The organism is Maritalea sp. YIW29 (assembly GCF_057219265.1).
Genome location: NZ_JBXVVF010000001.1, coordinates 1,119,581 through 1,132,688 on the forward strand (window position 1 = coordinate 1,119,581; position 13,108 = coordinate 1,132,688).

The 13,108-nt window shown below is 47.5% G+C and carries 14 protein-coding genes and 3 tRNA genes; 13 read left to right on the plus strand and 4 right to left on the minus strand.

All coding sequences use genetic code 11. The features are described 5' to 3' along the window. The first annotated feature begins 106 nt into the window (after positions 1-106). Complete coding sequence (gene metC, locus AC2D8L_RS05420; protein WP_484684418.1) at positions 107-1,297, plus strand: cystathionine beta-lyase; 1,191 nt, start codon at positions 107-109, stop codon at positions 1,295-1,297. On the opposite strand, the gene AC2D8L_RS05425 is transcribed toward metC, so the two are convergent. Next, positions 1,294-1,995, minus strand: a complete 702-nt coding sequence (locus AC2D8L_RS05425; protein WP_484684419.1) for a phosphatase PAP2 family protein — start codon at positions 1,993-1,995, stop codon at positions 1,294-1,296. The genes metC and AC2D8L_RS05425 overlap by 4 nt on opposite strands. A gap of 193 nt (positions 1,996-2,188) precedes the next feature. Here AC2D8L_RS05425 and AC2D8L_RS05430 point away from each other — a divergent pair. The 3 genes from AC2D8L_RS05430 (at position 2,189) to AC2D8L_RS05440 (ending at position 2,747) form a co-directional block, all read left to right on the plus strand. After that, positions 2,189-2,265: transfer RNA gene (locus AC2D8L_RS05430), tRNA-Pro, on the plus strand. Between the two features lie 32 nt (positions 2,266-2,297). Then, positions 2,298-2,603 carry an ETC complex I subunit gene (locus AC2D8L_RS05435; protein ID WP_484684420.1) on the plus strand — a complete coding sequence of 102 codons (306 nt, stop codon included), beginning with the start codon at positions 2,298-2,300 and terminating at the stop codon, positions 2,601-2,603. Between the two features lie 67 nt (positions 2,604-2,670). Then, positions 2,671-2,747 (plus strand) — tRNA-Arg (locus tag AC2D8L_RS05440). Positions 2,748-2,863: 116 nt separating this feature from the next. On the opposite strand, the gene AC2D8L_RS05445 is transcribed toward AC2D8L_RS05440, so the two are convergent. Next, positions 2,864-5,374 (minus strand): methyl-accepting chemotaxis protein, encoded by a 2,511-nt coding sequence (locus AC2D8L_RS05445; RefSeq protein WP_484684421.1) that lies wholly within the window; start codon positions 5,372-5,374, stop codon positions 2,864-2,866. A gap of 685 nt (positions 5,375-6,059) precedes the next feature. Here AC2D8L_RS05445 and AC2D8L_RS05450 point away from each other — a divergent pair. The 5 genes from AC2D8L_RS05450 to AC2D8L_RS05470 all read left to right on the plus strand — a co-directional run bounded on the left by AC2D8L_RS05450 (position 6,060) and on the right by AC2D8L_RS05470 (position 8,848). Beyond that, positions 6,060-6,686 carry a MarC family protein gene (locus AC2D8L_RS05450; protein WP_484684422.1) on the plus strand — a complete coding sequence of 209 codons (627 nt, stop codon included), beginning with the start codon at positions 6,060-6,062 and terminating at the stop codon, positions 6,684-6,686. A gap of 177 nt (positions 6,687-6,863) precedes the next feature. Then, on the plus strand, positions 6,864-7,109 hold the full coding sequence (locus AC2D8L_RS05455) for a GlsB/YeaQ/YmgE family stress response membrane protein (protein ID WP_484684423.1): 246 nt from the start codon (positions 6,864-6,866) through the stop codon (positions 7,107-7,109). A gap of 42 nt (positions 7,110-7,151) precedes the next feature. Further along, entirely contained in the window at positions 7,152-7,349 is a 198-nt protein-coding gene (locus AC2D8L_RS05460) for a hypothetical protein (RefSeq protein ID WP_484684424.1), read from the plus strand. Between the two features lie 278 nt (positions 7,350-7,627). After that, on the plus strand, positions 7,628-8,347 hold the full coding sequence (locus AC2D8L_RS05465; RefSeq protein ID WP_484684425.1) for a helix-turn-helix transcriptional regulator: 720 nt from the start codon (positions 7,628-7,630) through the stop codon (positions 8,345-8,347). A 189-nt stretch (positions 8,348-8,536) separates the two neighbouring features. Beyond that, the gene (locus AC2D8L_RS05470; RefSeq protein ID WP_484684426.1) at positions 8,537-8,848 is read left to right on the plus strand and encodes a LuxR C-terminal-related transcriptional regulator; all 312 of its coding nucleotides are present in this window, start codon (positions 8,537-8,539) and stop codon (positions 8,846-8,848) included. Between the two features lie 83 nt (positions 8,849-8,931). Here AC2D8L_RS05470 and AC2D8L_RS05475 read toward each other — a convergent pair whose 3' ends face one another. Further along, positions 8,932-9,303 carry a DUF192 domain-containing protein gene (locus tag AC2D8L_RS05475; RefSeq protein WP_484684427.1) on the minus strand — a complete coding sequence of 124 codons (372 nt, stop codon included), beginning with the start codon at positions 9,301-9,303 and terminating at the stop codon, positions 8,932-8,934. A 98-nt stretch (positions 9,304-9,401) separates the two neighbouring features. Next, positions 9,402-10,019: a cold-shock protein gene (locus AC2D8L_RS05480; RefSeq protein ID WP_484684428.1), complete on the minus strand. Its 618-nt coding sequence runs from the start codon at positions 10,017-10,019 to the stop codon at positions 9,402-9,404. Positions 10,020-10,292: 273 nt separating this feature from the next. Here AC2D8L_RS05480 and AC2D8L_RS05485 point away from each other — a divergent pair, with 273 nt between their 5' ends. The 4 genes from AC2D8L_RS05485 to AC2D8L_RS05500 all read left to right on the plus strand — a co-directional run bounded on the left by AC2D8L_RS05485 (position 10,293) and on the right by AC2D8L_RS05500 (position 13,092). Next, positions 10,293-10,709: a VOC family protein gene (locus tag AC2D8L_RS05485; RefSeq protein WP_484684429.1), complete on the plus strand. Its 417-nt coding sequence runs from the start codon at positions 10,293-10,295 to the stop codon at positions 10,707-10,709. Between the two features lie 108 nt (positions 10,710-10,817). Then, positions 10,818-11,270, plus strand: coding sequence for a YcbK family protein (locus AC2D8L_RS05490; protein ID WP_484684430.1), 453 nt, complete (start codon positions 10,818-10,820; stop codon positions 11,268-11,270). 118 nt (positions 11,271-11,388) lie between these two features. Continuing rightward, positions 11,389-11,464 (plus strand) — tRNA-Glu (locus AC2D8L_RS05495). A 149-nt stretch (positions 11,465-11,613) separates the two neighbouring features. After that, positions 11,614-13,092, plus strand: coding sequence for an ArnT family glycosyltransferase (locus AC2D8L_RS05500; protein WP_484684431.1), 1,479 nt, complete (start codon positions 11,614-11,616; stop codon positions 13,090-13,092). Positions 13,093-13,108: the final 16 nt, after the last annotated feature.

The window sequence follows — 13,108 nt, forward strand, 5'->3', positions numbered from 1 at the left end:
TTTTTCGCTTGCGGTCAAGGCCTTAAGTTACATAAATCTTTTGCGAGGTTAAAACACACCCTATTACTGGGTAGCCATAATAATAACTTTGATGACGGAAAAATTAATGAGTAACGCCAAACATAACCAATCGAAGTTGGGTCCAGAAACGATCCTAACACATTTAGGACGCTCCCCTGATCTGCAAGATGGGTTCGTCAACACACCGGTGGTGCGTGGTTCTACCGTGTTGTTCGACAGTTTTGAGCAACTCATGGCGGGAGGTCGTAAGTATAATTATGGTCGCCATGGCAACCCAACAAACGATGGGGTGAGTGATGTGATCACCGCGTTGGAAGGCGCGGACGCAACCATGCTGGCCCCTTCCGGCCTTAGCGCAATCAGTACAGCACTAACAGCAGTGGCCCATGCGCACGATCATATTTTGATAAGCGATAGCGCTTACGAGCCGACCCGACAATTCTGCGACACGGTTTTGAAAGCGAATCAAGTGGAGGTCGAGTACTACGATCCGCGAATCGGTAGTGGAATCAACGCACTGATTCGCGAAAACACTACTGCAATTTTGACTGAGAGCCCGGGCTCTTTGACATTTGAGGTGCAAGACCTACCAGCAATTGCGGCGGCACGTGGTGACCGCGACATTGCCATCATCACCGACAATAGCTGGGCAACGCCGCTCTATTACAAACCGTTGGAACTGGGCGCCGATATTGTGGTGCATGCCGGCACTAAGATGTTTGTGGGTCATTCAGATGTGCTTTTTGGCACAATTTCCACAAATCAAAAATGGACCGGCCCAGTGCGTGAAACCTATAAAGCGTTGGGTGTATGTGTTTCCCCCGAAGACAGCTTTCTCGTCGCCCGTGGTTTGCGCACACTTGCGTTGCGCATGAAGGAACATCAACAACGCGCTCTTGAACTCGCAAAGTGGCTTGAGACGCTACCTGTGGTCGAAAAGGTATTCCACCCCGCTTTGGCCCAACATCCCGACCACGCAATCTTTAGTCGTGATTTCACCGGTTCGGGCTCATTGTTCAGCTTCACGCTGAAAGCAGCGCCAAAAGAAGCCATTTCGGCAATGCTGAACGATATGGATCTGTTTGGAATGGGATATTCATGGGGCGGCTTTGAAAGCCTCATCCTGCCCGTTTTCATAAAACAGCAACGCTCCGCGACAAATTGGGCGGCGGAAGGCAACCTGTTCCGGGTTCATATTGGTTTGGAAGACATGGCCGACCTAAAGGCCGACTTAGAAGCGGCAATCAATCGATATATAGTGTCTGGCGGAGTTTAGGCTTTTACAAACAGCTGACGCCAAAATCTTTGAATGGGGCGCAACAAGCGATTTTGCGTCCCTTTCTTATGTTCCGGACTCCGTCCACCAAGGACCCAACGTTTTTTCGAGAAATAGTCGCGCACCCAAAATGCGCCAAATGTTCCCAACATTGAGCCGAAAACGACATCGGTGAAATAGTGCACCTCATCCACTATCCTTGATAGCGCGATTAAGAAAGCCCCCAGGAACACGATCAACGTTCGCTTTCCGAACAAAAAGTAAATTGCCCACGCCAAGGCAAAAGCTGTCGTCGCATGACCTGATGGAAACCCAGCAAACCGCCAATCTCCCGCGAATGGTGTGAAATGAAATATACCAACTTCCTCCATCAGCATTGGTCGCGCTCGTCCAATCGCGACTTTTAAGAGAGCGGCAACAATTCCGGGCACCGCAACGCTGACGAAAATAAACCCGGACATGCCGCCAATAGCGCGGATGACCCAATTCATAGTGTAGCCTAGATTTACAAACCCCATCAATTTGGACAGCACCCAAACCAACAAAGTTGGAATAAGCATCCAATCCGATTCTCCGACGCGGGCTAACGAGCTGAAAAATGCTCGTTCTGCATCCGGCCATTGGGTTAGGTTCTGGGTGATCATGCGATCAAATGGTAAAAGGGCGAAAAAAAGTGCAACTGCCGCCAGAGCGGGCAATATTATTCGCTTGAACCTGAAACCTACCAGTATGCGGGCCTTTGGGGGTGAATTATGTGTGTTTTTGGGTTCGGCCAACTAGAGTTCCAGACAAAAAAATGCAATATTCTTGAAATGAACAACTATCATGACTTGCAGTATGCGACAAGAATGTGTACATCGCATCCCGGTGATCACATCCGTTGTGATATGTCGGAGTATAGCTCAGCCTGGTAGAGCACTGGTTTTGGGTACCAGGGGTCGCAAGTTCGAATCTTGCTACTCCGACCATCACCACAACGGAACAATGATTGGATAGGTTCATGACAGCTAGAATCTTTCGCCCAGCAAAAAACGCGATGCAATCTGGTCGCGGAAAATCCAAAAACTGGATGTTGGTATTTGAGCCTCAGGCCGCCCGTTCAATTGACCCCTTGATGGGCTACACCTCTTCTTCCGATATGAATGCGCAAATCAAACTCAGATTTGACACCCAAGAAGAGGCCGAAAGCTACGCCCAGCGCAAAGGACTTGAATATGTGGTTCAACAACCACACGATTCAACGCCGAAAAAGGTCGCCTACTCCGATAACTTTAAATCGGATCGCAAAGCGCCCTGGACACACTAATATCCGCGTATATCTCACCACAATACCAATTGGCTGCCGAATATACGGCGGTGGTTTAGTTTAGTTTGGTCCCGTAGCTCAACTGGATAGAGCAGCTGACTTCTAATCAGCAGGTTGCAGGTTCGAGTCCTGCCGGGATCACCAAAGCATTCTAAAATCCCAATGAATTGCTGTAGCGGCAACCCCAAACGTCAAGCATGAATTCACACGGTCTGCATTCAAGCATCCACCATTTCCTGATACTGCCCCATCCTATTCAATCACCCCGTAGCCACGGCAGCGTGTTCATCCATTAACGGCGCCTCGACTTCAGGCGCATCCTGAATAGGCTTACCACCAATCTTGTCGGTTGCGCGTCTATTGTGTTTGACGACGGGCTTCATCTTTTCCCGTTGCTGCTGGATTAGCTCTTCTGGAGTCAACTCCAATTTAAACACTTCAATGATGCCATCGAGTTCGACAACTTGATTGTTCGTTTGCTCGATTGCAGCATTGGTTTCTTCAACAAGCGCCGCATTATGCTGGGTCATCTCATCCATTTGGCGTACCGCCGCATTGACTTCTTCAATTGAAGAGGCTTGTTCACGGCTAGAAGAGGCCAATCCGTTGATCATGGTGCTGTTTTCTAAGATGCCGTTGATCATGCTTTCCAGCTTTTCAGCGGTAAGGGCGACGGACTTGTTCCCAGATTCAACCTCGCAAGCGCTTTGTTCAATCAGTTGCTTAACTTCGCTTGAAGCTTCTGCTGCTGACTGCGCTAGGCGTCGAACTTCAACAGCAACAACCGCAAAGCCCTTACCTGCTTCACCCGCACGCGCGGCTTCCACAGACGCGTTCAACGCCAATAGATTTGTCTGGAATGCAATGTCATCGATCATGCCGATCACATTGGAAATTTTCTCAGAAGACGTGGAAATTCGACCCATTGCATCGGTCGCATCGCCGACGATGTCGCCAGCTTCCTTGGCAGTCTTGGCCAGTTCCGCAGATTGCTTGCTGGCGCTGTCGGCCTGGTCTGCGCTTTCGATCACGGTGTTTGACAGCTGTTCCATTGTCGCCGAGGTCTCTTCGACCGCCGCTGCTTGTTTGGTCGTACGTTCACTTAAATCGTTGGCGCCTTCCAGGATTTCTTCTGTTGCAGACTTTAATGTTCCTGATGTTTTATTCAGTTTCCCAACAATCTCGCTCAATTTGTCAGCCACACCATTCGTGTCATCTTTAAGTTGTTGGAAAGCGCCCTGATAGCCGCCCTCAACGCGATAACTTAGGTCCTGTTGTGCAAGGGCTGAAAGAACTTTTCCATTCTCCGTCAAACCTCGATTGACGACACCAACCAGATCGTTGATTTGTTTAGCAACTTCGGAAAACTCATCACCGTCTCGCTGACATTGCAAACGCTTGGAAAAATCGCCCTTAATGGCAGCTTCAACGGTTTCAGCAATCTGACTACGTAATCTTTCGACAATTTCAGAACGTTGATTGGCTTGGCGCTCAGCAGCGAGTTTTTCTTCCTTGGTCATGTTTTCGACTTTGATGGCATTTTCGCGGAACACTTCAACCGCGCGGGCCATCTCGCCCACTTCGTCCAAACGGTCTTGGTTTTCAACAACCAAGTCGAGCTCATTGCTAGAAATGCGCGACATGTCTTCGGAAATTTTTGCCATGGGCGTGGTGATCGTTTTTGAAAATAGGAAACCAAGCAGCGCAATCACCGTACTAATCGCAAGGCCAATGCCCAACATCATCATGGACATAAAATCAATTGCACTTAGCGCTTCTTTTTTGTCCTGCAGCGCGACGATTGCCCAATCTGCACCGTCAAACTTAACTTGAGCCGCGTAGGTAAGCGATGTCATGTCACGATAACCTGTTTCTTCACCTGCCACATGGGCTGATTTAAAAGCTCGTTCCAGTATGTTAGAATCATACGACGTTTTCAAAATGTCGTTTTCTTCGCTGAAACTGGAATCATTGCGCAATTTATGATCTGCACCGACAAGAATGGTCTCGCCGGTTGCGCCTAATCCCGTTTTTGATCCCATTATGTAATTGATGTTATCGATTGGCATTTGAAGCGCCAATACGCCAATCCGCTTTTTGCCGTCAAATATGGGCGCCGAGAAGAACGCCGCTGGGGCATCATGGCTTGGTGGGAAAGGCTTGAAGTCGAAGAATTCCTGCTCGCCATTATTAAGCTTCATGCCTGCACGAAATGCACTGCCAAGATCGGTGTCAGCCCACTTGCCGCCAGAATTGAAATTGGTGGCAAAGTCCAGCTCTTTATAAACGCTATAAACGAGGTCTCCGTTGGTGTTGAACATGAAAATGTCATGATAGCCACGCTCTTCAAGTAGACCACGATATGCAGGGTGAAATTCAGCGTGGGTTTGATTGTAGCTATTGTCTTCAGGCGCAGCATCAAGCAAATGTTTTTTGCCTGACGGATTTGGATTCTTATCGATGTATGCGCTTTGAAGGGTTTTGGCTTTATCGCCACTGACTTCATCGAATGCCGTTGAAAATGCTTTTATTGCGTCGATGGTATAGGGATGACTGGCCTGCAGAGCGAGGTCGCCCTCGATTTCATGTAAATAACGTTCAAGTTCGCGCTCAACATGAATGGCTGCAGTTTCTAACTTCTTGGTCTCAGCCTGTGTGACAACATTTGACCCAATTACAACCCCGACAATACCTAGCGCCAATCCGACGATTAGTGTTGCAGCAATCACCAGCCCTGGGACCTTGTGAACGATTTTAATGCGTGAAAACATATTCTTATCATTCCCCATCAATAGAACCACAAATTCATTTGACGAAGAAACAGCAACCTAAAAAAACAAATTTTTTGGCAAATTCAAAAAGTTTGTTTTCAATCAATTTACTAACGATATGATCGTTCGAAGTAAATATTGCCCATATCCCAACAATTGAACCATGTAGCACGTCGCTAAAACTCGCCAGCGACCAAATAAAGTATGCCAATTACATTAGGGCAGGTTAGTAAACGAGTGGTTGACGACAATAACTTCGCCAGTTTGCGAAGACCCTGACGTACAAGAAGACGTCGAATATTGAAATACACAATTTATGTATTTGATATATTTTACAACTACTTACCTAGCTCACCCGCCAAGTAATGCGATTTCCCACACACCCGCTATGCGTTCTGATCAGCGGCCAGCATTCGAGCAGGACTTTGGACAAACAACGAATCCAATCCGGTAAATTACTTGGGAATCATGTTTCGATTCCTCAAAAATATCCGACATAAACAGAGCGAATCCTATGTTTTGGAACTGATCAACAAGCTTGTGATGACTACTGTCCGTAACTCAACCAACTAAGCTTCAAGTGCAGGTGTAGTTTCTGGATTGAATTCATTTCCCGAGAAACAGTTTGTTGGATTTGCCTTTCTAGCCTTAAATTGAAACGAGTTCTAGCAACGGAAATTACATAATGACAACGACTGAAATCATCGCTTTTCTTGCTGCATTATTTTCAATGATGAATCCAATTGGTGGCGCTGGCATATTTGCTGGCATGACTGCCGACCGAACATCGGCACAAAGTCGTGCGATCGCACGCACCTGCGCCATCGCTGCTGCAATAACATTACTAATCGTTGTGTGGGCTGGCGGTGAATTTTTGGTTGTTTTTGGAATTACCGTAGACGAAATCCGAACAGCTGGCGGTTTGATTGTTCTGTTGATTGGGCTGAATATGTTGTTCAACAATGATAGCCATAAAACAAGTGAAGCGGAACAGCCTGCAAAGGCTGAAAAAGAATCAATTGCGGTGGTGCCATTGGCGATTCCGCTGATTGCCGGCCCAGGCACGATGGCCACAGTGTTGGTCGCCGCTCAACACCATGCCGGTATTGTCGCTAAACTCGAACTCTCTGCCGCAATATTGGTCATTTGCGTTTTGACAGGAATGTTGTTTTCGTTTGCTGGACCAGTTGCTGCTCGCCTTGGCGAAAGCGGTATGGCCGTAGTTTCTCGTATTATGGGTATGATCTTGATGGCGATCGCTGTTGGTATGCTAAGTGCAGGTCTTAAGGGTATTTTTCCGGCCCTTGGCTAAGCTTCGCTACGTCCGTTGGCGATCAATGCCACAAGTGGGCGGAACCATGTATTGTTGCAGACCAACATTCGGATGTGATCGTCAGCCAGCCAGCGTGACGATCTCGTATTCACACCAAAAGGTTGATTTCTAGCCAAAGACGCCCAATATTCAATGCATCATAATTTGGAGGCGCATATGGATATTTTGATTTTCTTGGTTGTTGGCGGTGTTGCTGGCTGGCTCGCGGGACTTGTTGTTAAGGGTTTTGGATTTGGTTTAGTCGGCAATATTGTTGTCGGCATTGTTGGTGCGTTTGTGGCCGGATTCTTGTTGCCGATTTTGGGCGTCACGATCGGCAGCGGCCTTGTTGCCTCAATCATACACGCCACTATTGGTGCCATCGTTCTATTGTTGGCCATAAAGTTCGTCAAAAAAATGTAAAATTTGACCTCGATCAGCGCCCTTGCGTTGATTGAGGTCATCATGACATTTCAAACATTGGAGACATTTATGGAACGCAAAATCAACGTGACGCAACATAGCGGTGCTGGCATGCTCTGGTTCGTGGGCTGGTTGTTTACGATCGGATATTTGAAACTAAGTTTCTTCAAAGGCCTCTTAGGCTTGATCGTTTGGCCCTATTATCTGGGTTCATATTTCGCCCCGATGGTTGCCGGATAGACACCCATCAAAACCACAACTTGTGTCAATTGGGGTGATTGCGGCCCAAAAATTTGCAATATTGCCAATGCCCGTTTGCAATGAAAATCCGTCCAGCGGCCAATTTCACGCGCCCTTGGCGCATCAAACTCACGAACTTTGTTCGCGAAACTGTAACAAAAACGTAAAAAACGCACATTAACTACATAAATCATGCAAATGAGACTCGACCATTCAGCAAATTTCCCTATCGTAATGCTTGATTTTCACTAATTCCAGTATTCGGATGTATGATTTGGATGGACGTTCATTCAGCTGCCGAGTTTATTGAGGGCAATTTTCAGCTAACGAGCCGCCGGGATGCAATTCCATTGTTCAGGCAGAAGGCTCGAGATTGGCATATTGATCACCTAACCTACGGGATAATTCATCGCGGCGGGTTGGGTGACCGGCTGACTTTTGACGCCATCACAACTTATAGCGAAGAATGGCAACACCTTTATCTACATCGCCGCTACTATGAGTTAGACCCGGTCATAAGTGAAGCCACCCAAAAGCAAACTCCGTTTGATTGGGATGTAGAGCGGTTCACCGCGCCCAATGTTGTTCGTTTCTTTTCCGAATCGTTAGAACACGGATTGGGCAATCAGGGGATGACAGTTCCAATCCATGGCCCGGACGGCGAATGCTGTGCGATGTCCGCAAATGTAAACATGCCGAACGGCAAATGGGAGCAGCACCGGCTCAAGATCTTGCCGCACTTGGTCCTGTTTGCGCATCAGTTTCACGCCAAGATCCTACAATTGTGCCAACCCACCGTTGAAGAAGTCCAATTGTCGAACCGAGAAGTTGAGGTTTTACAATGGGCTGCAGAGGGAAAATCCGTTTGGGAGACGGCGCAAATACTCGGCATCTCCGACCACTCAGTGAAGAGCTACCTCCAAAACTGCCAAAGAAAACTGCAAGGCGTCAACAAACTCCACGCAGTCGTGACAGCAATTCGCCTTGGGGCCATCTAGGGCCGGCATACCCCCAAATAGGGGAAGTGCATTTTCATATGGAAAGAAGCACATTGCCGATCGGGGAACGACTTTTCTTGACCAACAGGTAATGAAATGAATGAATCTGGGAGTGAGACCATAACTGCGGCCACAGAGCAGTCGCCGAACTTTTCGACAGTCGCGAGCTGCATCCGAAATTATTATACAATGAACAGCAAAATTCGTGCGAACACGCTACCTGAAACCCGCGAGCTTCTTGCTTTCGCGCGAAATCTAGAACAAATCACCAATCGCGAGTTCGAAGTTTTTGAAAAGGTCATACAAGGGCTCACTGCCGTCAAAATCGGCAAGGAACTTGGCATAAGCCCACGAACGGTTGATGTGCATAAGGCTAGATTTATTCACAAAATGGAGATCAGCAACATGGTGGTTGCTGCTAGATTATTCTCGATACTTGAGACGTTAATTGTCGTGGACAATGATCAATTCACACCAAAAAGGCTCGCGAAAACGGGCTAAATTTCTGGGCTGAAAAATCAAGATAGGATGAATTGCTCACCCCTGCCTAGTCTAAATTCTTCGAGTTGAATGCGTGTCACGTTTTAGTTTGAAGTTTCAACCCTTGGATGAATGATCCGGTCACCGGCGCTCAACCCGATTTCCTCTGCCCGTCCCCCGGCGATCTCGAAAACAAAGCGAACAGGACCATCGGAGGGAATTGAAGTTCGATCATGCGGGATTGCATTTGCGTGAATGTTGACCACTTCTCCAGACGCCGAGATGAAAATCATATCCAATGGAATGAGTGTGTTACGCATCCAAAATGCGACGGGGCGCGGTTCGACAAAATCAAACAGCATGCCTACATCCGGCGCCAAGCTGGTTCTGAACATTAGCCCCTTTGCGCGGGTTTCATCTGTGTCTACAAGCTCTATAGAAAATTTGTGCTCGCCGTTTTTGGTAACAACGGTCAACTGATTTTCACCTGCTACGCATGCAGATAGGCCGATGGCCAGAAAAAAGGCGCACAAAACGTGCGCCAACTGTTTGGTGAAAGATTGTATCATCCGACTTAGTGCGATGACGGTGCGTCACCCCATCCTTCAGGGCGAATTTCTGCAACCATTAAGCCCTTAGGGCCATCGCCATATCTGGCGAGAACAAATTGGCCCGGGCGTAATTCCGCTAAGCCGAAACGACGAAGTGTTTCCATATGGATGAAAATATCTGGATGTCCCTCGCCGGCGGACAGAAATCCAAATCCGCGAAGTCGGTTAAACCACTTAACTTGCAAACGCTCCAGTTTTGAAGTTGGCTCAACCACCACATGGGTGTTTGGCGCAGCCATTTGCGCAGGGTGTTTTGCAGTAGAATCATCCATTGATAGAATTTTGAACGCTTGCAGGCCACCAGGTCGATCCAAGGCCTCTACAACGATGCGGGAACCTTCATATGCCGTTTTGAAGCCATCTCTGCGCAGACATGTTACATGAACCAATACATCGGGCATGCCATTGTCGGGTACGATAAAGCCGAACCCTTTGCCAACATCGAACCATTTAATTGAACCAGCAATTTCGATCACGTCCACAGAAGGGTCGTTTACACCTTCGCTTAGATCGGCCGCAGAAGAAGATTTGTTGTCAAATTCAGCTTCGCTGTCCATATCGGCTGTGATTTTGGCCCCCATAATCGCGATGTCCCTTTGTCTCGCCTGCCCCACCACAAGCAGGTTACACTTTACTAATATCCAAGTTTGTCCGATTCAGAGCTATTTGTTAAGCAAATAATTAGAAATTGTTAACCACTAGAAAAAGCGCATGAGGGAATTGACGTACTAAATGGACAAAAACGCCATTACATCAAACACATATCGAGACAATGTTTTACACATTCAAACATCTCGATTGCTGGACTCCCAACTGTGTTATTAAATGGTCGAACCAATTAACGAGGAATCAGTATGAAATACTTGCACACAATGGTCCGAATTTCTGACGTCGACGAAAGCTTGCGCTTTTATTGCGAAGGGCTTGGTTTGAAGGAAACAAGGCGTTTTGACAATGAAAAAGGCCGGTTCACGCTGATTTTCCTTGCGCCTCCCGGTGAAGAGAAAAACGAAATTGAATTGACCCACAATTGGGATGAAAAAGGTTATGATGGCGGCCGAAACTTTGGTCACCTCGCCTACCGCGTCCAAGATATTTATGCCACTTGCCAACATTTAATGGATATGGGCTACACCATTAACCGCCCCCCGCGCGACGGCCATATGGCATTTGTTCGTTCTCCAGACAATATATCCATTGAGATCCTGCAGGAAGGCGATTTAGCGCCGAAAGAGCCATGGACATCCATGCCAAATATTGGCGAATGGTAATTGGGGATTTAAGCAAAAAGATAAAATCTTAACTATCCTTATTGACCGGCGATTAGGCATCGCCGGTCTATATTAACAGCTCGTTTTCCTAGAACATTCGAGCATTACATGCGCCTTTGCATCGCCCTTCTCATAAGCTTTTCAATTCTTACTGGTTGTGCCTCGCTTGGCGGGCTTTCAAGCGGTGGCAAGAGCTACAAGAAGAAATATGGCGTTTATGTTGAACATTCCAAAGTGCAGACGTTCTGCTTGTTGCCCAAGCTGCGCTTTGTTTTGTGGAAAGTCAGGATGAAATTCGGCAAGGAGCCAGTCGTCACTTCCGGCTATCGCAATCCGTTCCACAATTGGAAGGTTGGCGGCGCATGGGGCTCATATCACCAAAAATGTATGGCAGCGGATATCTTTGTTCCCGGTGTTTCAAAATCCAAACTGATCGCATATTTGAAGAAGACTGGCGAAGTGGGTGGCCTTGGTTGTTATCCAGGTCGAAAATTCGTTCATGTGGACATTAGAGGACGTCCGCGTGGATATCGCCAGCCTGTTTTGTTTAAGGGCTGCTAATGCCAAATTTCACAAATTTGATTGAAAAATCAGCATTTTTTGGAAAAAAATACAAAAAAGTGAAATTGCCTCTTGCGTCTTTCGTCAGAGGCAAATATACGGTCCTCACAGTTCGCTAGCGCCCTTCGTCTAGTGGTCTAGGACGCTGCCCTTTCACGGCGGAAACACGGGTTCGAGTCCCGTAGGGCGCACCAACTTTTCTTAGTTGGGCGAAACAAAAGCCGGCCTTTATGGCCGGTTTTTTTGTGCGCGAAATTCATCAAATTCTAGCGTACAACGACAAAAATCTGCTAGGCCATATCGACCCGAAGCAATTGGGTGCGAAGTTTAAGGATGAGTGCCCGTGCGTTGGCCTAACTTTTTTGCGCTAGAGCGGCGCTATATACCGTTGTTGACGATTGTCGCATTGTTCTTGTTTGCCAAGTTCGTTTTCAGCGCCATCACCATCGTTGCGGCCGACGAAGCCTATTATTGGGTCTGGGGCCAACAATTTGCCTTGTCCTATTTTGACCATCCACCGCTAAATGCTTGGATTATTGGCCTAACAAGTCAATTGTTCGGCAATAATGTGTTTGGCATGCGCATTCCCACCTTTATCAGCTTTGCCGGCATCCTTTATGTCTATTGGCTTTTCGCCCAGCGCCTTTATCCAAATCGAGCAACACAATCATTCCTGATCACAGTTGCCGCGTTCTTGGCGTCCCCGACGCTGTTTGCGTGGACATCGATAGTTTACAACGACCATTTGCTGATTTTCCTAGGGCTAACAGCTGCATATGCCTTTAGTGACTATTTCAGCGCCTTCTCAAAAGACAAAAACACACCCGTTGCCCCACTCTATTTGGCAGCAACTCTGTTAGGGTTGGCAGCGCTAGCAAAATATAATGCGGCCTTTATGGGCGTTGGCGTTGCACTATTGGTCTTGGGACACCCCAAACTACGCGCCCTGCTCCAGCGCCCTCATATTTACCTTGCAGGCCTATTGTGCGTGGCCATGCTCGCGCCAGTTCTGCTGTGGAACATTCAAAACCAATTTGCTTCGTTTGAACTGCATTTGGTGGACCGATATGACCAGCCGCTCTTTTCTACCTTTAACGCAAATACGTTCACCCGATTTACGCTTTCAACGATCATATATTTTGGGCCAATATTGATCATCCCGCTTATTACCATATTTGTCCGTGCAAAAAATCTGGATGAGTTCGGCCAAATGGCAATTTGGGTGGCAAGGCTTACGATTGCACTTTCACTGATCACCTTCACAGCATTGGCTACGCGGGGCACGGTACATTGGTACTGGAGTTCTATTGCCTATGCGCTAATGCTGCCCTTTTTGCCCATGCTGGTACGCAATGTTTGGCTGCTAGCTATTCATTTCTTTTTGGGCAGCATTTTTATTGTCTATGCGACAGTAAACTACGCGTACGCTCCGCTTGAAATTTTGATGGGCGGGGAGAGCGTTGAAGTTGCACGGGTTTATGGGTGGAAAGAGTTTGGCGAAGAGACAACGCGTTTACAACAGGCTTATCCTGACATTGCGGTCGCTACGACCCATTACTCAACCGCTGGACAACTCGCGCATGAGCTTGGCAGCACGGACGTGTACGATCTTTCACCTCGCCCGACTCACTTCACTTTCATTGATCGAAAAAGCCTAGCGGCACATGAAGATGCGATTGTGTTGCATGACCGATTTGGTGATTTGGATGAGACGGCGGAGCGGTTCAACTCATTCACATATCTGACCAGCGTCGAGTTCAAACGAAATGACATTTTGATCAATAAAGTTGATTTCTATCTTGGCGAAGATTTTATTCGCTAACTGCAGGCGGGGCAGT